Source organism: Brevundimonas sp. FG128, from assembly GCF_057809775.1.
Genome location: NZ_JBMDKP010000005.1, coordinates 131,551 through 153,925 on the forward strand (window position 1 = coordinate 131,551; position 22,375 = coordinate 153,925).

Below are 22,375 nucleotides of genomic sequence, written 5' to 3' on the forward strand. Positions count from 1 at the left end.
CGCCAAGCACGAAAAACCCCGCTTCCTTTCGGGAGCGGGGTGGTGCGAGGCGATCCTGAGTGCGTTTAGGTCAGGTCGCGTGCATCCACGCCGCTTGCGTAAGCAGGCCGAGAAGTACGAGGGTAATGAGGAATACGGGGCTTTCCAGGCCGATCGACGCGCGAACGGCTGCGACCGCCTTGGCGGTGCGTCCCTTCATCATGTCGCGCGTCATCGTGGCCACGGAGGGCTCCCTGTTCTGACTGCAGGAAACCATAGCGCCCCGAAGGACGCAACCCATGAAAGCAAGAATTTTGCACGACAGCGTCAAATAACAGCCCTGCAGGGTGTTTCTTACCGCGGCCGGCCGTCCGCAACAGTCAATAGCCTGATGTTACGCCCGCGGGGTTGAAACGCACGACGCCGACGGCCATTGAAACGCCAACGATAAATCACCGCCCAGAGGAGTTGCCCCCATGACCGTCCGCGTCGCCATCAACGGCTTCGGCCGCATCGGCCGTCTTGTGCTGCGTTCGATCATCGAACACGGCCGCACGGACATCGAGGTCGTGGCGATCAACGACTTGGGCCCGGTCGAGACCAACGCCCACCTGTTCCGCTACGATTCGGTCCACGGCCGCTTCCCGGGCACGGTCACGACCGGCGAGGACTGGATCGACGTCGGCGCCGGCAAGATCAAGGTGACCGCCGAGCGCGACCCCGCCAACCTGCCCCACGCCGAACTGAAGGTGGACATCGCGTTCGAATGCACCGGCATCTTCACGTCCAAGGACAAGGCCAGCGCCCACCTGAAGGCCGGCGCCAAGCGCGTCCTGGTCTCGGCCCCGGCCGAGGGCGCCGACAAGACCATCGTCTTCAAGGTCAACCATGAGGTCCTGACGGCCGACGACATCGTCGTGTCGAACGGTTCGTGCACCACCAACGCCCTGGCCCCAGTAGCCAAGGTGCTGAACGACCTGTTCGGCATCGAGCGCGGCTATATGACCACCATCCACTCCTACACCGGCGACCAGCCGACGCTGGATACGATGCACAAGGATCTGTACCGCGCCCGCGCCGCCGGCCTGTCGATGATCCCGACCTCGACCGGCGCCGCCAAGGCCCTGGGCCTGGTCCTGCCGGAGCTGAAGGGCAAGCTGGACGGCTCTTCGATCCGCGTCCCGACCCCGAACGTCTCGGTCGTGGACCTGAAGGTCGTCTCCGCCCGCGACGTGACGGTGGAAGAGATCAACGCCGCGCTCCAGGCCGCCGCCGACGGCCCGATGAAGGGCGTCCTGTTCACGACGACCGATCCGCTGGTCTCGCACGACCTGAACCACATCCCCGCCTCCTCCACCGCCGCTCTGCCCCAGACCCAGGTCGTCGACGGCAAGCTGGCGCGTGTTCTCAGCTGGTACGACAACGAATGGGGCTTCGCGACCCGCATGGCCGACACGGCTCTGGTGATGGCGAAGTTCCTGTAAGCCGCAACAGTCTCCTCCCCGCAGCGTGGGGAGGGGGACCACGAAGTGGTGGAGGGGCTCTTTCCACCGCACCGAACTCGGGGCCAGAGCCCCTCCGTCACGGCGCAAGCGCGCCGCGCCACCTCCCCATCGCTTCGCGACAGGGAGGAGACAGGGAAACGACCATGACCTTCCGCACCCTCGACGACGCCAAGGACCTCGCCGGCAAGACGGCGCTCGTCCGCGTGGACTTCAACGTCCCGATGGAGAACGGCAAGGTCACCGACGACACCCGTCTGCGCGTCGCCCTGCCGACGATCCAGCGTCTGCGCGACGCCGGCGCCAAGGTCGCCCTGCTGGCCCACTTCGACCGCCCCAAGGGCCAACGCGTCCCGTCGATGAGCCTGAGACCCGTCGTCGATGATCTGGAAAACCTACTGGGCGCCCCCGTCCGCTTCGCCGACGACTGCATCGGCCCGGACGCCGTGGACGCCATCCGGGACCTGGACGCCGGCGGCGTGGTCCTGCTGGAAAACGTCCGCTTCCATGCGGCGGAGGAAGCCAATGATCCGGTCTTCGCCCAAAAGCTGGCCGACCTGGGCGACCTCTATGTCAACGACGCCTTCTCGGCCGCCCACCGCGCCCACGCCTCGACGGAAGGCATCGCCCACCACCTGCCCGCCTACGCCGGCGAATCCATGCGCCGCGAGCTCGACGCCCTCGACGCCGCCCTGGGGAATCCGCAGAAGCCGGTTCTGGGCATCGTCGGCGGCGCCAAGGTCTCGACCAAGCTGGACCTGCTGAAAAACCTGGTCGGCAAGCTGGACCGCCTCGCCATCGGCGGCGGCATGGCCAACACCTTCCTCTACGCGCAGGGCGTGGATATCGGCGGCTCGCTGGCCGAGAAGGACTTGGCCGACACGGCGCGCGAAATCCTGGCCGAAGCCGAGACCAAGGGCTGCGAGATCCTGCTGCCCATCGACGTCGTCGTGGCGACAGAGGTCAAGCCGGGCGCCGAGACGCGCACCGTCCTGGCCCGCGAGGATATCGGCGACGCGGAGAAGATTCTCGACGCCGGTCCGCTGACGGTGGAAAAATTGATCAAGGCCATGGCCCTGTCCAAGACCCTGATCTGGAACGGGCCGCTGGGCGTGTTCGAGGTGCCGCCATTCGACGCCGCCACCGTCAAGGCCGCAAAGGCCGCCGCCGACCTGACTAAATCCGGCGCCCTGGTCGCCGTCGCCGGCGGCGGCGACACGGTCTCGGCCCTGAACCACGCCGGCGTCGTTGACGACATGACCTTCGTCTCCACCGCCGGCGGCGCCTTCCTGGAATGGATGGAGGGCAAGCCCCTTCCCGGCGTCGAGGCTCTACGCGTCTGAGGGGCGATGCAGGCGGATCACGCCCGCGCCCTATCGTGGAAAATCAACGCAAGGCGGCTGTAACGCGGCGTGACTTCGTCACCCCTCGCGGCTAATCTCTCGCCCAATCAAAAAAGACTATTCGGCTCAGGAGATTACCAATGGCGCGCATCACGCTGCGACAGCTGCTCGACCACGCGGCAGAGAACGACTACGGCCTGCCCGCCTACAACATCAACAATATGGAACAGGGTCTGGCGATCATGGAGGCGGCCCACGAGGTCAATGCTCCCGTGATTATCCAAGCGAGCCGAGGCGCCCGCAACTACGCCAACGACATCGTCCTGGCCAAGCTGATCGACGCCCTGGCCGAGCTCTATCCGCACATCCCGGTCTGCATGCACCAGGACCACGGCAACGGCCCCGCGACCTGCGCCACCGCCATCCAGTATGGCTTCACCTCGGTGATGATGGACGGCTCGCTGGAAGAAGACGCCAAGACCCCCGCCTCCTACGACTACAACGTCGATGTCACCCGCCGCGTCACCGAAATGGCCCACGCCTGCGGCGTTTCGGTCGAGGGTGAGCTAGGCGTGCTGGGCTCGCTGGAAACCGGCATGGGCGAGGCCGAAGACGGCCACGGCTTCGAGGGCAAGCTGGACCATTCGCAGTTGCTGACCGACCCGGACCAGGCCGTCGATTTCGTCGCCGCCACCAAGGTCGATGCGCTCGCCATCGCCATGGGCACCAGCCACGGCGCCTACAAGTTCACGCGCAAGCCGGACGGCGACGTCCTGGCCATGAACGTGATCGAGGAAATCCACCGCCGCCTGCCCAACACCCACCTGGTGATGCACGGCTCATCCTCGGTGCCGCAGGACCTGCAGAACATCATCAACCAGTACGGCGGCGAGATGCCCCAGACCTGGGGCGTGCCGGTCGAGGAAATTCAGCGCGGCATCAAGCACGGCGTGCGCAAGGTCAACATCGACACCGACAACCGCATGGCCATCACCGGCGCTATTCGTAAAGCGTTGATGGAAAACCCCCGCGAGTTCGACCCCCGCGCCTATCTGAAGCCCGCGAAGGCGGCGATGAAGAAGCTCTGCATGGAGCGCTACCAGCAGTTTGGCTGCGAAGGCCAGGCTTCCACCATCCGTCCGCTGTCCACTGCCCAGATGGCCACACGCTACGCCTCGGGCGACCTGGATCCGTCCTTCCGCGGAGCATCAGTCAAGGCTGCCTGATCGAACGTCAGACCGGGTAGCGGTCGCTCAACGCGCGCCGCACCGGCGAACGTCCACCCTCGCGCAGGCGTCCGGTCGTGCTAGGGAGGCCCGTGTCCGACCCTGATCCGATCGACGACGAAGACCTGTCCCCCGCCTCCGCCCCCGCCGAGGTGTTGGAGGCCCGCATCGACGCGCCCGGCGTCCGGCTGGACAAGGCCTTGGCCGACGCCTTCCCCACCCTGTCGCGCGCCCGCCTCCAGGCCCTGCTGGCCGAGGGCGCCGTCAGCCGCGACGGCGCGGTCCTGACCGGTGGTTCGGCCAAGGCCCAGCCCGGCCTCTACGCCGTCGCCCTGCCCCCTGTGGCGCCCGCGACGCCCCAGCCTCAGGCCATCCCCCTGACCGTCCTCTACGAGGACGCCGACCTCATCGTCATCGACAAGCCCGCCGGAATGGCCGCCCATCCGGCGCCCGGCACGCCCGACGGCACCCTGGTCAACGCCCTTCTGGCCCACTGCGGTGACAGCCTGTCGGGCATCGGCGGCGTGGCTCGCCCAGGCATCGTCCACCGCCTGGACAAGGACACCTCCGGCGTCATGGTCGCCGCCAAGACCGACCGCGCCCACCAGGGCCTGTCGGCCCTCTTCGCGACCCACGACATCGAGCGTACCTACATCGCCCTGACGCGCGGCGCCCCGTCGCCGTCCAAGGGCCGGATCGAAACCCGCATCGGCCGCTCCTCCGGCGACCGCAAGAAGATGGCGGTGCTGAAGGCCGGCGGCCGCGAAGCCATCACCGATTACGTCGTCCAGGCGACCTATGGTGAACCCGCCAAGGCCGGCGGCGCCCCCATGGCCGCCCGCGTCGCCTGCACCCTGCACACCGGCCGCACGCACCAGATCCGCGTCCACCTGTCGTCCAAGGGTTCGCCCATCCTCGGCGACGCGACCTATGGCTCGGGCAGCCCCGCCATCCCCGTCCGCACCGCCATCGCCGAGGCGGGCCTGACGCGTCAGGCCCTGCACGCCGCCGTCCTGGGCTTCGTCCATCCCGTCACCGGCGAACAGCTCCGCTTCGAAACCGCTCCGCCTGCTGATATGATGACGCTCGAAGCCCTGCTCTCCGACCTGTGAGGCCGCCATGCTCGACCCCGAAATCCACGACAATGCCGAGCTGAAACGCTACGAACTTCCGGTCGACGGCGAGGTGGCGATCGTCACCTACAACTTGTCGCCGCCCAATCTGATGATCACCGAGACCCTGGTCCCGGAACGGCTGGAGGGCCAGGGGATCGCCAGCCGACTGGCCAAACACGTCTTGGCCGACGCCAGGGCCCGCGACCTGCTGATCCTGCCGGTCTGCCCCTTCTTCTCGGCTTATCTTCAGAAACACCCCGAGCACGCCGAAGCGGTGCACCCGACCTATCGTGGAATCCTTGGGATCTGACCCTCGACATAGGGAGAAGATTTACAGGGTCTTGAATAGCAACTGACTTGGTTCTATATAGGACGTCGATCGGCGCGAGTGGCGCCAGGGCCACGGTCACGCTTTCGTGTGACGATCCGCCTCTAAAAATGGCGGCAACCCATCGCTACTTCACCGGTTGAGGGGTGAGACTTCGGCGCACGCACCGTGGCCGATGACGAAGAACCCGCTCGTTCAAGACGGTCGGAGGGACCTGTATATGGCTGCCAATAGTACGCTCGCGGTGATGTCGCCTGAACAAGGCCTGTCGCGTTATCTGACGGAAATCCGCAAGTTTCCGATGCTGACCAAGGACGAGGAGTTCATGCTGGCGAAGCGCTGGTCTGAGCACCAGGACGCCGAGAGCGCCCACCGCCTTGTCACCTCGCACCTTCGTCTCGTGGCCAAGATCGCCATGGGCTATCGCGGCTACGGCCTGCCGATCGGCGAAGTGATTTCCGAGGGCAACGTCGGCCTGATGCAGGCCGTCAAGAAATTCGACCCGGACAAGGGTTTCCGCCTGGCGACCTACGCCATGTGGTGGATCCGCGCCTCGATCCAGGAATACATTCTGCGCAGCTGGTCGCTCGTGAAGATGGGCACCACCGCCGCGCAGAAGAAGCTGTTCTTCAACCTGCGCAAGGCCAAGAGCCAGATCTCGGCCTTCGAGGAAGGCGACCTGCACCCCGAACACCTCGCCGCCATCGCCACAAAGTTGGGCGTCAGCGAGGAAGAGGTCACCAACATGAACCGCCGTCTCGGCGGCGACGCCTCGCTGAACGCGCCGCTGCGCGCTGACGGTGAAAGCGAATGGCAGGACTGGCTGGCCGACGACACCGCCGTATCCCAGGAAACCCAGCTCGCCGAAGACGAGGAAAAGGGCATCCGCATGAGCCTCCTGCAAGAGGCTATGGGAGAGCTGACCGACCGCGAGAAGCATATCCTCACGGAACGTCGCCTCAAGGACGACCCAGTCACCTTGGAAGAGCTCGCCGGCCAGTACGGCGTGTCGCGCGAACGCGTGCGTCAGATCGAGGTCCGCGCCTTCGAGAAGCTGCAAAAGGCCATGCGCGCCGCCGCCGAAGAGCGGAACCTGGTCGACGCCTGATCGAAAATAACCTGTCGCGCTCTATCGGCGCGACAGGCCTCTATGTTTTCAGGACGCCCGCGCCATCGGGGCCGTTTCTTCTGCAGCTTTCGCCGCCGCAACCACCGCGCCGATCGGCTGGGCCACTCCGACCTTGGTCACCTGACCGCCAGCTAAATAGGCCTGCAGCGTCGCCACGACCATCGCCAGCTTGGCGTCCGCGGTCTTGATCGCCAGCCCGTTCAGCGTTTCGGCCTGCTGTCGAATGGCGCGCGTGGCTTGCGAGGGGTCCTGATCGAACTGCGCCAGGGCCGAAATCAGGATGCGGATCGCCTGATCCTTCACCTCCGCCGGCCCTCCGCCTGCCGTACCATCGCTGCGCCGCTTGCGCGCACCGGAAAATTCGCCCGAGTTGAACCGCCGTCGATCCGGCCCGACATAGCCCACCGCCTCGATCCAGGGTCGAGGCTTCAAGGCCACGTTCTCGACCCGCTTGAACAGGTCGCCGGTCGTGAAGGGTTTTCTCAGGAACTCGTGAACGCCGGAATCGCGCGCGCCCTTGATAGCGGCGGCGGTCGCCTCACCCGTCACCATGATGATCGGCGACATGCGGCACGCCATGCTCGACCGGCGCACCCGCCGCGCCAGGCTCTCGCCGTTCAGCGTCTCGCCGGACCGCTCGGTGAAGATCACGCCCGGCTCGACGTCGCGCAGCAACTCCAGCGCGCGCTCCTCGTCGCCCTCGACATAGACCTCGCGGGCGCCCAGCCCCTTCATGATGTCGGTCAGCAGTCGTGCGGACGACATGTTGGGATCGACGATCACCACCCGCCTTACGGCAGGCTCGATGCGGCTCAACGTTCTGGCGTCGGCGGTGAACAAGTCGGTCTCCCGGTCTGGAGCTGTTATCCTTACCGCACTCTGGTTAAAGCCTGTTGAATCAACAAAGCTTTGCGTCTCAACCCTGGAACGGATCCCGCATCAGGATGGTGTCGTCCCGTTCCGGGCTGGTGGACAGCAGGGCCACCGGCGCGCCGATCAGCTCCTCGATCCGCCGCACATATTTGATGGCGTTGGCGTTGATGTCCTTGAAGCTGCGAACCCCGGCGGTGCTCTCGCTCCAGCCCTCCAGCTCCTCGAACACCGGCTCGGCGGCGGCCTGGGCCTTCAGGCTGCTGGGCAGATAATCCAGCACCTCGCCATCGACCTTGTAACCAACGCAGATCTTCAGCGTCTTCAACCCGTCCAGCACGTCCAGCTTGGTCAGGGCGATGCCGTCGATGCCGTTGATCGCCACCGACTGGCGCACCAGCACGGCGTCGAACCAGCCGCAGCGCCGCGCCCGCCCGGTGTTCACCCCCACCTCGCGCCCCACGGTCGCCAGATGCTCTCCGACCTCGTCGTTCAACTCACAGGCGAAGGGCCCCTCGCCGACGCGCGTCGTATAGGCCTTCACGATCCCCAGCACATAGCCGACGCCGCGTGGCCCGATGCCCGATCCGGCGGCCGCCTGTCCGGCCACAGTGTTCGAACTGGTCACGTAAGGATAGGTGCCGTGGTCCACGTCCAGGAAGGCGCCCTGCGCCCCTTCGAACAGCACGCGCTTGCCGTCCTTCTGCGCCTGGTCCAGCACCCGCCAGGCCGGTTTCACATAGGGCAGAATCTTCGGCGCGATCTCCAGCAGCTGGGCCAGCAGCGCATCGGGGTCGATCGGCTCCAGCCCCAGGCCCGCGCGCAGCGGATCGTGGTGCGAGCGCAGCCGGTCGATCTTGACCTTCAGATCGTCTTCGTCAGCCAGGTCGCAGACCCGGATGGCGCGCCGACCGACCTTGTCCTCATAGGCCGGGCCGATCCCCCGCCCGGTCGTGCCGATCTTGGCGCCCGGCGCGCTCGCCGCCGCCTCGCGCGCCACGTCCAGCGCGGGGTGGATCGGCAGGATCAGGCAGGCGTTGTCGGCGATGGTGAGGATCTCGGGGCTGATCGCCACGCCCTGGGCCTGGATCTTCTCGATCTCGCCGACCAGATGCCAGGGATCGACAACCACGCCGTTGCCGATGATCGACGGCTTGCCCTGCACCACGCCAGAAGGCAGCAGCGCCAGCTTGTAGACCTTGCCGTCCACGACCAGCGTATGGCCCGCATTGTGACCGCCCTGGAACCGCACGACCATGTCGGCGCGGTTGGACAGCCAGTCCACGATCTTGCCCTTGCCCTCGTCGCCCCACTGGGCGCCGACCACCGCTACGTTCGCCAAAGCACTTCTCCGCCCAAGCGTTCTTCTCGAAGAACGCGTCAATATCGTTGGGGCGTCGCGCCTGCGCGCCGACCCGAATGCGGGCGCAGCCTATAGCGGGGGAATCGTCCGGTGTCGTCCCGTTACGCGCATTTATGCGAGTTCGGCGACCGCCGTCTCGAACGCCCATTCCAGCCACGGCGTCGCCGCGATCACATCGGCCGTCTCGACGGTGCAACCGCACCACAGGCGTAGTCCCGGCGGGGCGTTGCGATGCGGCTCCATGTCGAAAACGGCCGCCTCGCGTTCCAGCAAGGCTTTGAACCGCACGACGAAAGTCTTCTGCGCCTTGGCGTCCAGTGCCGCGATCCGTGCGTCAGTGAACTTCAGGCACACCGACGTCGTCGACCGAATCTCCGGCCGATCCGGCAGGAAGGCGATCCAGTCGGTCTTGTCGACCCACTCCGCCAACACCGCATAGTTGGCGTCCGTGCGCCGGATCAGCTCCGTCAGGCCGCCTATGCCCTTCGCCCAGTCCAGAGCGTCGATCCAGTCCTCGATGGTCAGGATCGAGAAGGTGTTGATCGCTACCCCGTCCGCCAGCGCTCGGTCGAAGCCCTTGCCGTCCGTCAACCGCAGCAGCTTGGGGATCGCCCGATCCGGCCGATACGTATCGAGACGCGCTACCGCGCGCGGCGACAGCACCATCACGCCGATGCCCGCCTCGCCGCCCAGCGCCTTCTGGAAGCTGAAGGTCACCACATCCAGCTTGTCGAATGGCAAGGGCATGGCGAAGGCGGCCGAGGTCGCGTCGCAGATCGCCAGCCCCTCGCGGTCGTCGGCGATCCAGTCGGCGTCCGGCACGCGCACGCCCGAGGTCGTGCCGTTCCACGGAAACACCACGTCCTTGGACCAGTCCGCCTGGCTCATATCCGGCAGTTCGCCCCAGGGCGCCGTCAGCGCCTCGGGCTCCAACCCCAGATGATCCTTCACGTCCGCCAGCCACGTCAGGCCGAAGTTCTCGAACGCCACGACCTGCACCGGCCGCTGCCCCAGCATCCCCCACAGGGCCGCCTCGACCGCGCCCGTGTCCGACCCCGGCGTGTAGAGCATCACGTGGCTCTCGGGGACGTCCAGCACCTCGCGCGTCAGCCGCAGGCCATGCGCGAACCGCTCCACCACCTCCGGCGCGCGGATGCCGCGTCCCAGCAGATCGGACGGCAGACCCGCCAGGCTGTAGCCCGGCCGTTTCGCCGTCGGCCCCGCCGAAAACCACGGCCGCGCCGGCTTCACATCAGGCTTCACGCTCATGCTCTTTTTCCCCTTGGCGCTACCGCGCGTCGCGCTGCTTGAGCGCGCTTAACGTCCCGGCGTATAGGGCCGCTTGGCCCGCCATTCCTCGGCGAACCGGGTCAGGGCCTCGTCCGGCTCGTCCGGCAGCGTCACCACCAGCCGCGCCAACAGATCCCCGCGCTTGCCCGCCGCATAGGCCCCGCGCGCCTTCAGCCGCAGGATCTTGCCCGAATTCGAACCCGCCGGGATCGTCATCTGCACCACGCCTTCGGGCGTCGGCACGCGAACCTTGGCGCCCAGCACCGCATCGGGAACCGACACCGGCAGGTCCATCGTCAGGTCCGCCCCGTCACGCTTGTAGATCGGATGCGCCTCGATCTTCAGCTCGATCAGGGCGTCGCCGTTCTCGGCCCCGCGCCCCGGCGAACCCTGTCCACGCAGGCGGATGGTCTGGCCCTCCGACGCGCCCTTGGGAATGGTCACGTCCAGCGTGCGACCGTCCGAGAACTGGATCCGTCGCGTCGCCCCCGCGATGGCGTCTTCCAGGCTGATGTCCAGCGTCGCCTTCACGTCCTGCCCGCGCGACGTGAAGTCCCGCGCGCCGCGCTGACGCCCCGCCCCGCCGAACATCCCGAACAGGTCGTCCAGATCGACGCCTTCGAAGTTGGCCCGGCCGCCCGGCCCGCCGCCGAAGCCGCCGCCCGCACCACCCTGGCCGAACGGACTACCGCCGGCGCGACCGCCCCCGCCGAAGCCGCGATATTGTTCGTTGCCGTCGTTGTCGATCTGGCCGGCGTCGTATTTGGCGCGCTTCTCGGCGTCGCCCAGGATGTCGAAGGCCGCCGTCACCCGCTTGAACTTGTCCTCGGTGATCTTGTCGCCGGGGTTCTTGTCGGGGTGCAGCTCCTTGGCGAGCTTGCGATACGCCTTCTTGACCTCGTCCGCGCTCGCGCCCTTCGAAACGCCCAGTTCCTTGTAGGGGTCGCCTGCCACGTGCGTTGTCGCTCCAACTGAAAAACCGAGAGGCCGTCAGTTAAGCCATGCCCCGCCCCACGCAAAGGGCCGGACCCGTCATTTGCTCAGATCAGCCCGATTTCCGCCTCCACCTCTGCCTCTGGGCCCCACCCAAATCCCTCGCCCCACTGCGCCACGGCGATCCGCGCCGTCGCCGTCACGCCCTCGGGAAAGTCCGCCGCCAGGGCGGCCGCCGGATAGAAGGCGGACAAACCCTCCGCCTCCACCGTCCGAACCACGACGTCGCCGTCCAGCACCCGCACACGGAACCGCACCGGATCGACCGCCGCAGGCTCCCCGTCCCAGCCATCGCCGAACAGCCGCACGCGCGGCGTCCACCGAACCGTCAGCCCGTCCCCATCCGCAGCGACCGCCAGTCCACACGGCGACCACGGTCGGTCATGCATGCTCCTCGACTGAAACATCGTCTCAGTGAACCCCGTCCCACCCGGCGCCGCCCCGGCCGGCCCCGCGCGACAGACCAGAGGCAGGCCCCGCTCCCCCCGCCCGATCTCCGCCCGCGCCAGTCGGTCGTCCAGAAACACCACGACCGATCCCGCTCCGGCGCCGGCCCGCATCTCGACCTCGGTTCCCTGCTGCCCCCGCAACAGTCCCTCCAGCCGCCACGTCCCCGGCCCGACCAGCACCGCCGACCGATACTGCACGACCTCCCAGCCCGCCGCCGTCTCGACCGCCAGCGCATTGCCGCCGCCCAGCACCGCCGTCTCGACCGCGCTCTCCGGCGCACCGCCCTCGACCCGCACCACGACCGCATGGACCTCGTCCCAGCGATGCCGCACCCCTGGCCCCAACGCCTCGACCAGCACCCCCACCGTCGCCGGCGTCTCCACATCCGCCCGCGCCGTCAGCGTCTCGGTCGACGCCCCCGCATGCAGCCGCATCGTCCGCCAGGGCTCCGCCGCAACCGCCACGACCGGCCGCCCATCCTCCTCCCGCCCGATCAGAGGCGGCAGGTCCAACACCCCGACGAAGGGCGCCCCGACCACGGCGGGCGTCTCGCCCCCGCGCCAGACGCCATCGTCTTCGACGACCCGCCGCGAGGCTACCGGCTCCACCACCGCCGACGGCGTCTCGTCCGCCGTCGTCCGCATCACGCGCCAGTCGCCCGCGACGCCGTCCAGCCGCACCCCATCCCCCGGCTCCCGCCGCAAGGCCTCCAGCGGCCCCAGCGCCAGCGTCTTCGCCTCCACGCCGTCGCCATCCAGCGCCCGCTCAGCCGCCGCCCTGGCCAGCCCACCACCGCACACCAGCGGCAGATCCAGATCCACCCCGCCGCCCGTCGCCGACGCATCCTCAGACCGCACGACCACCGCGCCCGTCTGATAGTCCGCCGTCTCGTCGATGAACCGCACCCGCGCCTCGCCCGCCCGCGCCTCCAGCGTCCGCGTCGTCGCCTCCGCAGCGCCGCCGTCGGGCAAGGCCAAAGCCTTGCCCGCGATCTCGACCACCGTCTCCACACGCCCCAGCACGGCGACCCGTCCGTTACGCTCCGCCGCCACCGCATCGAACGCCGCCAGCAGCGGCTCCAGCGCATCGCGCGTCCGCGTCGGCCGGTCGATGACATAGCCGGCCGCCGCCCCCTCGACGCCCTCCACTGACATTTCATCAGCCGCCAGACCGCCCCGCGCCAGCACCGCCTCGATCAGGTCGCGCCCATCCCCCGCCAGCCGCCCGTTCAGCCAGTGCCCGGCCCGCCACGCCCCTGCGTCCGCCCACACATCCCCCCTTGCCGGAAACGCCGGATAGGGCCGCGCGTCCCAGCACCAGGCGTCCGCCCCCGCCAGCATCCGCCCGCCATAGACCGCCGAAACCGGATTGTTCTCAGGCGTTGCGTAATGACCCAGCACCGCCTCCAGCGCCGCCCGCTGCACCGCATCGTCTCGCCCGCCGGTCGATCCCGGCGGCAAGCTACTCTCGCTGCTCTTGGGATCCTGGAACAGGTTCGGCGCATTGCCGCCCCGGTCGACCGCCGCACAGCCGAACTCCGACAGCCGCACCGGCTTCATCCCCGGAACCCAGGCGGTCGGCGTCGGCGCCCTCACCCCGCCCGGCCGGTCATGGTGCCGGTTCGACCACCACCCCTTCAGGTCCTTGGGCCGAAACACCCAGTCCTCGCCATGCGCCCCATCGACGATGGGCGTGCGCGCCTGCGCCGCCCGATCCGCCTCGCTGGCGTAGTACCAGTCGAACCCGTCCCCGCCCGCGACGCCCGCCGCCAGATAGGCCGGGTCCGCCGCCCCCGCGAACGTCGCCGCGTCTGCGCCGCCGTCGCCCTCGCGCCAGTCCGTCAGCGGCGGATACCAGTCGATCGACACATGATCGATGGTCTCATCTGCCCACAGCGGATCGAGGTGAAACACGATCTCCCCGCCGGCCTGACGCCCGAAATATTCGCTCCAGTCCGCCGCATAGGACAGGGCGACATCCGCCCCCACCACCGCCCGGCATTCCCCCGCCAGCGCCCGGAACTGATCGACCGCCGGAAAGCCCCCGACCGCATCCCGCGTCCAGGTCACGCCCCGCATCTCCGACCCGATCAACAGGCCGTCCGCCCCCTCCTCGGCCGCGATCCGGGCATAGTGCAGCGCCATCCGCCGCAGGCCCCAATCGTCCGCCCCGCCGAACAGGGTCGCAATCTCCGCCGTCGCCCCGGCCCCATCCACGCCCGCCACACGCCCCCGCCACGGATAGCCGGGGCAGTCCATGAAGACGAACGGATACAGCGTGACCTCCAGCCCCCGCGCCTTCAGCTCGCGGATCGCCTGCCGCACGCTCTCGTCCGACGGCGTCCCGCCATAGGCCGGCGCCCCGTCCACCCGACTGACCTCATAGGCCTCGCCTCGCGTCACGCCCGCCACGGACCAGCCCATCGGCTCCGTCGGCTTGTCGCGCCGCTCCACCCCCGGCCGCACCCGGCTTTCCCCCGCTCTCAGGTCACTGCCGAACCACCCCACCACCAGACTGACCCGTTTCAGCTTCGGCAGCTGCGCCTGCAACTGATCCAGCGATGCGATCAGGTCCGCCCGACCCTCGCCATTGTGCACATTCTCGGGCCGCGCCCGCGTCAGCCCCTCGCGCCGCACGACCGCCTCGGTCGCCAGCGCGAACTCCCCCGCACCAGGGATCAGACACACCCCCTCAAGCATATCCTCCAGCCGCGCCGCCTGCCCGCGCGGCCGCCGAAACACCTCGAAACTCAACTGCGGAACCCGGTCCCCGAACGGCCCCAGCGGCAAGTCCTCGAACACCACATAGGCCGTGCCGCGATAGGCGGGCGCATCCTGCTCCACCGCCTCGATCAACGGATCCGGCGTCTGGTCCTCGCTCCCGCGATGCACCCGCATCACGACGCCGGTCATGTCCATCAGCCGCCCATCGGCCCAGACCCGCCCGACCCCGTCGATCTCGCCTTCACACAGCGCCACGGCGAAGCTCAGCGAATAGACATAGTCGACCGTCTTCGGCCCGCCCTTGCCCGCCCGCCCTTTCGATTTGCCTTCCAGGAACCGCGCCGCCCAGATCACCTGACCCGTCACCCGCGCCCGCCCGAACACGCAGGCCATCGGCGCCCCTTCCGCCGTCCCCTGCACCTTCAGCGTCTCCAGCCTCGGCCCCACCTGCCGCGCCGGCCCCAGCGATCCAACCACGCGATTGTCGATCGCCCGCCCGATCGTCGAGCCGATCACCCGCCCGACCGGCCCGCCGACCGACTGACCCACAGCGCTCAGAACGACTTGCGCCATCTACTCCTCCAAAGATCCTCCCCCGTTCACGGGGGAGGGGGACCACGAAGTGGTGGAGGGGGCGACCGCACCTCCGACCTCTAATCCTGCTTCACCAAAATCCGTGGGACTTTCGCCCACTCCACCACGCTTCGCGCGGTCCCCCTCCCCCGCTTCGCTGGGGAGGATTGGAAACCGAAACACCGCGACCAGCCGTCGCCGCCACCAAACGCCCATCCAGCTCTCGACCACCGCCCGTCCCCAATAGGCGTGGATCATCCTCGGCTCCGGCCCGCCGAGATCGCTCAGGATGGCGCAGTGCTTCACCGCCGCCCCCGGCGACATCCGAAACAGCAGCACATCCCCCGCCCGCATCTCATCGACCGCGACCGGCCTCAGCCACCGCTCCGCCGCCTCCAGCAGCATTTCGCGCCCGCCGACTTCGGCCCAGTCCGCCGAATAGGCCGGCAAGTCCTCCGGCTCACGCCCCACGACCTCGCGCCACACACCGCGCACCAGCCCCAGACAATCCGCACCCACGCCCTTCACACTGGCCTGATGCCGATACGGCGTGCCGAGCCAAGACCGGGCCGATGCAACGACAAGCGCACCAACCTCTCCCTCCCCCCGCGGGGGAGGGTGGTCGAGCCGGCGGCGAGACCGGGTGGGGGCGGCCCGGCACTCCGAGTCCGGTCGCCCGGCCGTCCCCACGCCGTCGCTTCGCGACGACCCTCCCCGTTCCGGGGAGGGAGAAATTATCGCCGCGCCCCTCACCGCCGGCTCCCGCCGTCGTTCCGCGCGCTCCCCGCGGGATACGCCGTCAGAAAGTCGTCCCCCGGCACATCCGGGAACCCGCGAAAGTTCGCCCCATTCCCGAACGTCTTGACGCAGGTCTCCCACCGCTTGTCGCAGACCCGCCCCGCCGCATCCGCGACCCCGCACCTCTGGTCCCCCAGCCGCGCATCACACATCCGCCCATAGGTCCGCCCGACCACCCACTCCAGCTTCGCCAGCGGCCCCTCCAACTCGGCGACGAACCCGCCCCCTTCCCGTCGAATCCGCGCCAGCGTCCCCGCCCACAACCGCACCCTCAGATCGGGCCGCGACCAATCCACCCGCCACAGCTCGACCGTCGCCGCATCGAACAGACCCGCCGCCACATCCGCTTCGCTGATCGCCTCGTCATCCAGCGCCCCCGCCGCCGAGACCGATCCCGCCGCCAGCCCGACAGCGCTCTCGCCCGCCCCTGCCGTCCAACCGCTCGCCGCCCGACAGACTGCGCCATCCACCACCAGGTCCCGGTCGTGATCGGTGAACCCCATCACCGCTCCATCGGCCCGCTCCAGCCGCCAGACATGACACAGCGTCGCCGCCCCGCTCTCGATACGGGCGGCCATTTCTTCCGGTATATTTCGCATGGTTCAGACCCGAACCTCGATCAGCGGCACGGCCGCCATCCGTCCGGCCTCGAAACTCTCCAGCGTCGTCTCGATCCGGTCGCTGTCGAACCGCACGGGCGTGTCAAACGCGAACCCCGCCGTCACCACGGCGCCCGCCGCCGGCGCGCTCGCCAGAGTCATCACCCCCGTCGCCTCATCCACGGTGAAATCCGCGACCTCGACGCCCCCGACCGCCACGCGCACCGACCCCGCGACCGGCTTTGATATCGGCCGCTCCACATCGCCGTATCGCTTGACCAGGCCGAACGCCGTCCGCACCCCGTCACCCACGCCCAGCACCTGATCCCCCGCCGACACCGTCCCGCCCGGCGCGCACGACTTGAAGTCTGCGAAATCCTTGAACCGGAACCCGTACAGCCGCCCCCGACGCGCCTCAAAGAAGGCGACCAGCTCGGCCATGTCGTCCAGCGATCTCAGGTTGGCCCCGATCAGATACCGCCTGCGCCCCAACGCCCAGGGGGTCGACCGCCGCTCGAATCCCGACGCCAGCGTCGTGATCTCGGTCCTGCGCTCCACCCCGCCGGTCGAGCCGAACGCCAGCCGCGCCGGCAGCCGCACCTCATGGAAGGCCATGTCGAACCTGTCCCCTGTTTCACTTGTTCATCGATCGCCGCTCGTTCATGCTCGCGGCACGGCCAGCCTCGGCCGCCTGCCCATGGGAGCGACACGTTTGCGCGGCGAAATCCTCAGCTACGACAGCACGACCGGAACCGGCCTGATTAGCGGCGACGACGGCGCGCGCTACGACTTCACCTCGGCCGCGCTCCAGTCGCCCGCCGTCCCCGCCGCCGGCGTCCGCGTCGACTTCGTCCCCGAAGGCGCCGCCGCCACCCAGATTCTGATCCTCGCCGGCGCTGCGACCACCACCGGCGTCGCCGGCGGTTACGCTGCTTCGGCCGCCTCAGCCGCAGTCGGCGCGCCCGGCTCGGGCTTCGACTTCCAGTCCGCCATGCTGTCGTTCAATGGCCGCCTGCGCCGCTCGCACTTCTGGATCGGCTTCCTGATCATCTTCGGCGCCAGCCTGGTGCTGGGCTGGATTCCCTTCCTGGGCGGGCTGATCTCCCTGGCCCTGATCTGGCCCAACCTCGCCATTTCGGTGAAGCGTCTTCACGACATGGGCAAGAGCGGCTGGCTGGTCGCCATTCCCTGGGCGATCTCCACGATACTGGTCATCGCCGGCTTCGTGATGATGTTTGCCGGCATCGCCGCCAGCGGCATGGACGAGAGCTATTACGAGGATAACCCGATGGCCGCGCTGTCCATCATGGGTCCGGCCTTCGGCGCCTTCACCATCGCCACGCTCGTCAACCTGGCCTTCCTGCTTTGGATTGGCATAACGGACAGCCAGAAGGGCGAGAACCGCTTCGGCCCGAACCCCAAGGGCCTGTAAGGCACGCCTCCAGCGCCGCCCCGTCCTCGACGGGGCGGCGTTTTTACATCCGCCTTGCACCCAGACTGACGGCCCGCGCCAGCATCTGGGCGATCTGCGCCTCCGACCTCAGCAGGGCCGGCGCGCCGCCGTCCACCGCCACATTGACCGTAACCCCGCCGCCGGAAGCCGGCCCGATCTCGCCGCCCGTCGCGGGTCGAAACACCTCCGGCCCGCGCTCTCCGACCAGATAGGCGCCGCCGCACAGCACCGGCCCGCCGTCCGCCCGCGCCCCGCCGAAACTGGACATCGCCGCCTGGATCGCGCCGCTCAATCCACCTTGCGACCCCGCCGCCGCATTGACCGCGTTCAGCACCGCCCGCGCCAGTTCGGCCAGTGACACCTCCCCGTCCGCCGCCGCTCGCGCCAGCGACCGCGTCAGGCTGTCGCCCGCCCGGCCGAACGCCTCCTCGATGGCGTCAGCCGCATCCTGCGCCGGCGCCTTCAGCGCCTCCAGCGCCGCCCCGGCCTCCGCTGCTCTCAGCGCGACCTGGTCGATCCCGCCCGGCCCAAACTCATCCGCCATCCGGCCAACCCTCCATCAATCGCGCCAGCCCCTCACGCCCCATCGGAGCCGTGCCATGCGGCGACTGCGTCAACATCCGCCACTCCTTCAGCGACAGCCGCCAGAACGCTTCCGGCCCCACGCCCATCGCGGCCGCCAGCCTCAACATCTCGCCCCAGGGCGTCACCTCGCGGCCGCCGAAAACGCCTGCGCCACCGCGACCGCCGCCTCGCGCGGATCGACCGCCGAGACATCCGCCGCCTCGTCCCCGCCCCCGCGCAACACCGCCGCCAGCACCACCATCAGATCTCTCGCCGACAGCGCCTTCATCCGTTCCGCCACCGCCGCCAGCCCATCGACGCCCAGCCCCGTCTCGATCTCCGCCAGCGCCCCCAGCGTCAGACACACCCGCCGCCGCTCGCCGCCCAGCATCACCGCCGCCTCGCCCCGCGCGCCGTTCATATCGCGCTGAACCCGATGGCCCCCGCGCTGGCCAGGCTCAGCGCAAAGGTCGCCTCCCCCTCGTGCTCGCCGGCGTATTCCAGCGCCGCCACCAGGAACGGCCCCTCCAGCACGCCGAAGTCCGGCACGATCAGCCGCCAGGTCTTGGCCGCCTGATCGAAGAAGGCCTCGCGCACCAGGGCGTCCGACGACGCATCGCGGAAGATCCCCTGCCCCGACACCGCCGCCGATTTCACGCCCGCCCCCGCCAGCAGCTCGCGCCACCGCCCGGCGCTGTCGCCGTCGGTCGCATCCACCGTCTTGGCGTTCAGCGAAATCGTCCGCGCCCTCAACCCCGCCACCGTCGTGAACACGCCCGGCGCGCCCTCGATCTTCAGCAGCATGTCCTTGCCCGCCTGTGCGGTCATCACTCAATCCTCCCTCGTGAAGCGCAGCGAAACGGGGGAGGGGGACCACGAAGTGGTGGAGGGGGCGGACACGCGCTCGTCGCCTGATTTCCACACCCGGTCCGCTCTTCGCCCCCTCCACCATGCTGCGCATGGTCCCCCTCCCCCGCTGACGCGAGGGAGGATCAAATCTCTTCCGTCACCGCCCTCAACCGCACCACCGCATAGGTCCGTCGCCCGTCGCTCGCCCGGAACACGTCCGCAGACGTCGCCCTCAGCGTCGCCGTCCGCACGCCATCGGCCTCCAGCACCGCCTCGTGCAGACACGCCCGCACCGCCGCCGCCACCGCCTTGGCCTCTTCCGATCCGGCGAACCGCGACACGCCCGTCAGCGTCAGCCTCTGCTCGACCCCGCCTCCGTCCGCCGCCACCGGCCGGCTCTCGCACCGCCCGACCACCAGATGCGGAAACGCGGCCCCCTCGGGAGCCTGATCGAACACCCGGCCGCCCAACAGCGCCGCAACCGCCGCATCCCCCTTCAGCGCCGCCACCACCGCCTTCTGCAGCGCGCTTTCATGATCCCTCATCGCACCCGCTCCAGATCCAGCCTGACCCGCCCCGGCCGCACATCCTGCGTCGCAACGATCCGCCAGTCCGCCCCGCCGAACCGCAGCACCCGCCCGACCGCCAGCCGAGGATCCGCCCGCGCCTCGGCCCCCATCGTCTCGACCGCCCGCCTCTGATCCCCCTCGCCGCGTTCGACCCGCCTGCGCGCCCCGCACTTCAGCCAGGCCGACCCCACCGCCTCGAACGTCACGCTGCGCCCGCCATAAGGCGTCTCGGCCTCCACCGGCTGGAACAGCCCCGCCAGGATCCTCACAACCGCACCACGCGATACGGCGCGATCCACCCTTCCACGGGCTCCACCGCCATCGGCTCCCCCCGCTCATAGGCCCGCAGCACCAGCATCAGGATCGCCAGCCGCAACGGCGGCGGCGAAGTCGATGTCAGGCCCAACCCCACATCCCCCTCGACCTTCGCCTGGGCCGCCTCGATCAAGGTCTGGATCAGCCCGTCCTCGGCCTCATGCTCGACCCTCAGAAACAGCTTCGCCTCCGCCACCGTCACCGGCTGCGCCATGGCAATCTCCATTGTCAGATTCAGAATTCTCCCTCCCCCACGGGGGAGGGTGGTCGAGCCGCAGGCGAGACCGGGTGGGGAGGGCCAGGCAATCCGAGTCCGGTCGCCCTGCCGCCCCCACCCGGCCGCTACGCGGCCTGCCCTCCCCCGCAGGGGGAGGGAGAAACGAGCGCCATCACATCAGCTCGCGCTGAACTTCATCACCTTGCCCTCCGCGACTACGTCGCGGAGAACTTCATGACTTTCACAGCGTCGAAGTTCTGCACCCCGCCGCCCACGCGCTTGGTCGTGTAGAACAGCACATAGGGCTTGGCCGAATAGGGATCCCTCAGCACCCGCACCCCCGCCCGATCTACGATCAGATAGCCCCGCTGGAAGTCCCCGAACGCGATGGACAGGCTGTTGGCCGCCATATCCGGCATTGTCTCGATCTCGGTGACCGGATAGCCCAGCAGCGACGCCGTCTCGCCCAGCCGCGTCGCCGGCTGCCAGATGTAGTTGCCGTCCGCGTCCTTGAACTTGCGCACGGCCGAGACCGTCTTGCGGTTCATCACGAACCGTCCGTTCGGCCTGTACTGGGCCTTGGGCGCATAGATCAGGTCGATCAGCCGGTCCGTCGGACTGGTCGCCGCAAACCCGCCCGCCGCGCCCGACGCCACAGAACCGATCTGGCCCCAGGCCTGGCCGGCGTCCGCCACGGTATCGTAGCTCAGGAACCCCTTGGGCTTGTTTACGCCGTCGCCGGTCACGAAGGCCTGGGTTTCCTGGGCCGCGAAGGCGTCCTCCACCTCGGCCGCCAGCCATTCGTCCAGGTCCACCAGCGCATCGTCCAGCAGGGCCTGGGTCGCGGCAGGATTGGCGTACAGATCCGCCGACGGGAACTCCAGCAACGCCAGGGTCGCCGGGTCCGTCTCCGGCCGCGCCGCCGTCTCCGCCACCCAGCCGCAGGCCACGCCCGCCGTCGACACCGGCTTACGGAACACGCCGGCCGCCACCGTGCGCACCGTGGCGATTTCGCGCATCGGCGAGGCCGCCATCAGCCGACGCTCGATGGCCCGTTCGGTCTCATACGGCACGACATAGCCGCCCGAGGTCGCCCCACCCGACAGACCCGCCTTGACCTCCAGACCACCCGACTGACCCGTCTTCAGATAGCCGTCCCACGCCGCCTTCGCCTCGGGGGCAGCCGCCGGCTCGGACGGTTCGCCGCCGATAACCGGACGCCTGTTCTGGCTCATCACCCGATCCAGCCGCGCCTGGGCCGCCGCCACCGCCTGGTCGATGCGCGCCACCTTCTCCTCCAGCAGCACATCGGCCGCCGCCTTCTTCTCGATCTCGCCCAACCGGACGTCGTTCGCCCCTTTGAACGCCTCGAACGCCGCCATCATCTCATGCACGACAGCGCGCGCCTCGGGAGTGCCCGAAGCCTGTTTGGTCTCTTTCATGATATCTCCGGTTGAAGAACCGCGGGTTGCGGTTAGGGTCGAGGCGTGACCGACACGACCTCGAAATTATTGGACGGCTTGCAGCGCTCCTGGCTGCTCAAGCTCGTTTGGGTATGGGCGCCGCTGGCGCCGATCACGGCAGTCGCCGTCTTGAACCACTATGAAGGGCCAGTTCCCGACCTCTTCTATGTTCTGCCGTTAATGGCCATCTTCGGCGCTCTGGGCCTTCAATATGCGCTCGCCTTTATCGAACGTCGCAAGAGGCGCGCACTCTCGCGCCGCCTCTCGCCGCTACAGCGGCTTCAGACATCCCAGGAACTCGACCCTATTCCGCTAGGCGATTTCCTGCTCATCACCAGGCAGCCGCCTATCGAAACTGTGCCTCGCCCTATGCAGGCGGCGATAGCGCGCTGGGGAGCGGCGCCATCCAAAACTGCTGCCAATGTGATCGACGCGATCGCCCTTTGCGTATGGATCATGTTTTGCGTGACGGCTGGATCGCGCGACCCGCTGGGCTTTCTGACACGCCATTTGGGGATGCCGCCCATTCCCTACTGGCCGGTGTTTGTCGTCTTGACCGTATTGGCTTTCCTGTTCCTGCTTCGGGCGAAACTGCGCCAGATGAACGCCCACTACGTCGGCCAGGCGAAGGCCGAGGGCCGTCGCCCCTTCCCTGCTCTATAAT

25 protein-coding genes are annotated in these 22,375 nt (G+C 68.6%); 8 read left to right on the forward strand and 17 right to left on the reverse strand.

The features are described from left to right. Positions 1 to 70 precede the first annotated feature (70 nt). Positions 71 to 223: a hypothetical protein gene (locus tag ACODSC_RS13925; RefSeq protein ID WP_488814585.1), complete on the reverse strand. Its 153-nt coding sequence runs from the start codon at positions 221 to 223 to the stop codon at positions 71 to 73. Positions 224 to 455: 232 nt separating this feature from the next. Between ACODSC_RS13925 and gap the strand changes: the two genes are divergently transcribed. The 6 genes from gap (at position 456) to rpoH (ending at position 6,601) form a co-directional block, all read left to right on the forward strand. Next, positions 456 to 1,463 (forward strand): type I glyceraldehyde-3-phosphate dehydrogenase, encoded by a 1,008-nt coding sequence (gap, locus tag ACODSC_RS13930; protein WP_488814586.1) that lies wholly within the window; start codon positions 456 to 458, stop codon positions 1,461 to 1,463. 164 nt (positions 1,464 to 1,627) lie between these two features. Continuing rightward, entirely contained in the window at positions 1,628 to 2,824 is a 1,197-nt protein-coding gene (locus ACODSC_RS13935; RefSeq protein WP_488814587.1) for a phosphoglycerate kinase, read from the forward strand. A 140-nt stretch (positions 2,825 to 2,964) separates the two neighbouring features. After that, positions 2,965 to 4,050 (forward strand): class II fructose-bisphosphate aldolase, encoded by a 1,086-nt coding sequence (gene fba, locus ACODSC_RS13940; protein ID WP_488814588.1) that lies wholly within the window; start codon positions 2,965 to 2,967, stop codon positions 4,048 to 4,050. A 92-nt stretch (positions 4,051 to 4,142) separates the two neighbouring features. Next, complete coding sequence (locus tag ACODSC_RS13945) at positions 4,143 to 5,162, forward strand: RluA family pseudouridine synthase (protein WP_488814589.1); 1,020 nt, start codon at positions 4,143 to 4,145, stop codon at positions 5,160 to 5,162. 7 nt (positions 5,163 to 5,169) lie between these two features. After that, positions 5,170 to 5,475 carry a GNAT family N-acetyltransferase gene (locus ACODSC_RS13950; RefSeq protein WP_372692982.1) on the forward strand — a complete coding sequence of 102 codons (306 nt, stop codon included), beginning with the start codon at positions 5,170 to 5,172 and terminating at the stop codon, positions 5,473 to 5,475. 238 nt (positions 5,476 to 5,713) lie between these two features. Further along, positions 5,714 to 6,601: an RNA polymerase sigma factor RpoH gene (gene rpoH / locus ACODSC_RS13955; protein WP_346494964.1), complete on the forward strand. Its 888-nt coding sequence runs from the start codon at positions 5,714 to 5,716 to the stop codon at positions 6,599 to 6,601. Between the two features lie 48 nt (positions 6,602 to 6,649). On the opposite strand, the gene ACODSC_RS13960 is transcribed toward rpoH, so the two are convergent. The 8 genes from ACODSC_RS13960 to ACODSC_RS13995 all read right to left on the reverse strand — a co-directional run bounded on the left by ACODSC_RS13960 (position 6,650) and on the right by ACODSC_RS13995 (position 16,896). Further along, a complete protein-coding gene (locus ACODSC_RS13960) occupies positions 6,650 to 7,462 on the reverse strand; it encodes a response regulator (protein ID WP_488814590.1) in 813 nt (270 codons plus the stop codon). A 76-nt stretch (positions 7,463 to 7,538) separates the two neighbouring features. Continuing rightward, positions 7,539 to 8,834 (reverse strand): adenylosuccinate synthase, encoded by a 1,296-nt coding sequence (locus ACODSC_RS13965; RefSeq protein ID WP_488814591.1) that lies wholly within the window; start codon positions 8,832 to 8,834, stop codon positions 7,539 to 7,541. Positions 8,835 to 8,966: 132 nt separating this feature from the next. Further along, complete coding sequence (locus ACODSC_RS13970) at positions 8,967 to 10,124, reverse strand: phosphoserine transaminase (protein ID WP_488814592.1); 1,158 nt, start codon at positions 10,122 to 10,124, stop codon at positions 8,967 to 8,969. A 48-nt stretch (positions 10,125 to 10,172) separates the two neighbouring features. Then, positions 10,173 to 11,099 carry a DnaJ C-terminal domain-containing protein gene (locus ACODSC_RS13975; RefSeq protein ID WP_346494960.1) on the reverse strand — a complete coding sequence of 309 codons (927 nt, stop codon included), beginning with the start codon at positions 11,097 to 11,099 and terminating at the stop codon, positions 10,173 to 10,175. 86 nt (positions 11,100 to 11,185) lie between these two features. Further along, entirely contained in the window at positions 11,186 to 14,884 is a 3,699-nt protein-coding gene (locus tag ACODSC_RS13980; protein WP_488814593.1) for a baseplate multidomain protein megatron, read from the reverse strand. Further along, positions 14,885 to 15,637, reverse strand: a complete 753-nt coding sequence (locus ACODSC_RS13985; protein ID WP_488814595.1) for an NlpC/P60 family protein — start codon at positions 15,635 to 15,637, stop codon at positions 14,885 to 14,887. Beyond that, complete coding sequence (locus ACODSC_RS13990; protein ID WP_488814597.1) at positions 15,634 to 16,281, reverse strand: baseplate hub domain-containing protein; 648 nt, start codon at positions 16,279 to 16,281, stop codon at positions 15,634 to 15,636. The genes ACODSC_RS13985 and ACODSC_RS13990 overlap by 4 nt, the downstream gene beginning before the upstream one ends. Positions 16,282 to 16,284: 3 nt before the next feature. Next, positions 16,285 to 16,896 (reverse strand): phage distal tail protein, Rcc01695 family, encoded by a 612-nt coding sequence (locus ACODSC_RS13995; protein WP_488814599.1) that lies wholly within the window; start codon positions 16,894 to 16,896, stop codon positions 16,285 to 16,287. Between the two features lie 97 nt (positions 16,897 to 16,993). On the opposite strand from ACODSC_RS13995, the gene ACODSC_RS14000 reads away from it, so the two are divergent. Then, a complete protein-coding gene (locus ACODSC_RS14000; RefSeq protein WP_488814600.1) occupies positions 16,994 to 17,713 on the forward strand; it encodes a DUF805 domain-containing protein in 720 nt (239 codons plus the stop codon). A gap of 43 nt (positions 17,714 to 17,756) precedes the next feature. Here the strand turns inward: ACODSC_RS14000 and ACODSC_RS14005 are convergent, their stop codons facing one another. The 8 genes from ACODSC_RS14005 to ACODSC_RS14040 all read right to left on the reverse strand — a co-directional run bounded on the left by ACODSC_RS14005 (position 17,757) and on the right by ACODSC_RS14040 (position 21,690). Then, entirely contained in the window at positions 17,757 to 18,278 is a 522-nt protein-coding gene (locus tag ACODSC_RS14005) for a phage tail tape measure C-terminal domain-containing protein (RefSeq protein ID WP_488814601.1), read from the reverse strand. Next, entirely contained in the window at positions 18,268 to 18,444 is a 177-nt protein-coding gene (locus tag ACODSC_RS14010) for a phage tail assembly chaperone (protein ID WP_488814602.1), read from the reverse strand. The genes ACODSC_RS14005 and ACODSC_RS14010 overlap by 11 nt, the downstream gene beginning before the upstream one ends. After that, a complete protein-coding gene (locus ACODSC_RS14015; protein ID WP_488814603.1) occupies positions 18,441 to 18,719 on the reverse strand; it encodes a GTA-gp10 family protein in 279 nt (92 codons plus the stop codon). Before ACODSC_RS14015 ends, ACODSC_RS14010 begins: the two co-directional genes overlap by 4 nt. Next, on the reverse strand, positions 18,716 to 19,126 hold the full coding sequence (locus tag ACODSC_RS14020; RefSeq protein ID WP_488814604.1) for a phage major tail protein, TP901-1 family: 411 nt from the start codon (positions 19,124 to 19,126) through the stop codon (positions 18,716 to 18,718). The genes ACODSC_RS14015 and ACODSC_RS14020 overlap by 4 nt, the downstream gene beginning before the upstream one ends. A gap of 164 nt (positions 19,127 to 19,290) precedes the next feature. Then, positions 19,291 to 19,692 carry a DUF3168 domain-containing protein gene (locus tag ACODSC_RS14025; RefSeq protein WP_488814605.1) on the reverse strand — a complete coding sequence of 134 codons (402 nt, stop codon included), beginning with the start codon at positions 19,690 to 19,692 and terminating at the stop codon, positions 19,291 to 19,293. Further along, a complete protein-coding gene (locus ACODSC_RS14030; RefSeq protein ID WP_488814606.1) occupies positions 19,689 to 20,015 on the reverse strand; it encodes a phage head-tail adapter protein in 327 nt (108 codons plus the stop codon). Before ACODSC_RS14030 ends, ACODSC_RS14025 begins: the two co-directional genes overlap by 4 nt. Next, positions 19,982 to 20,245: a head-tail connector protein gene (locus ACODSC_RS14035; RefSeq protein WP_488814607.1), complete on the reverse strand. Its 264-nt coding sequence runs from the start codon at positions 20,243 to 20,245 to the stop codon at positions 19,982 to 19,984. Before ACODSC_RS14035 ends, ACODSC_RS14030 begins: the two co-directional genes overlap by 34 nt. 218 nt (positions 20,246 to 20,463) lie before the next feature. Next, positions 20,464 to 21,690 carry a phage major capsid protein gene (locus ACODSC_RS14040; protein WP_488814608.1) on the reverse strand — a complete coding sequence of 409 codons (1,227 nt, stop codon included), beginning with the start codon at positions 21,688 to 21,690 and terminating at the stop codon, positions 20,464 to 20,466. A 45-nt stretch (positions 21,691 to 21,735) separates the two neighbouring features. Between ACODSC_RS14040 and ACODSC_RS14045 the strand changes: the two genes are divergently transcribed. Continuing rightward, the gene (locus tag ACODSC_RS14045) at positions 21,736 to 22,374 is read left to right on the forward strand and encodes a hypothetical protein (RefSeq protein WP_488814609.1); all 639 of its coding nucleotides are present in this window, start codon (positions 21,736 to 21,738) and stop codon (positions 22,372 to 22,374) included. The last annotated feature ends 1 nt before the right edge of the window (position 22,375 follow it).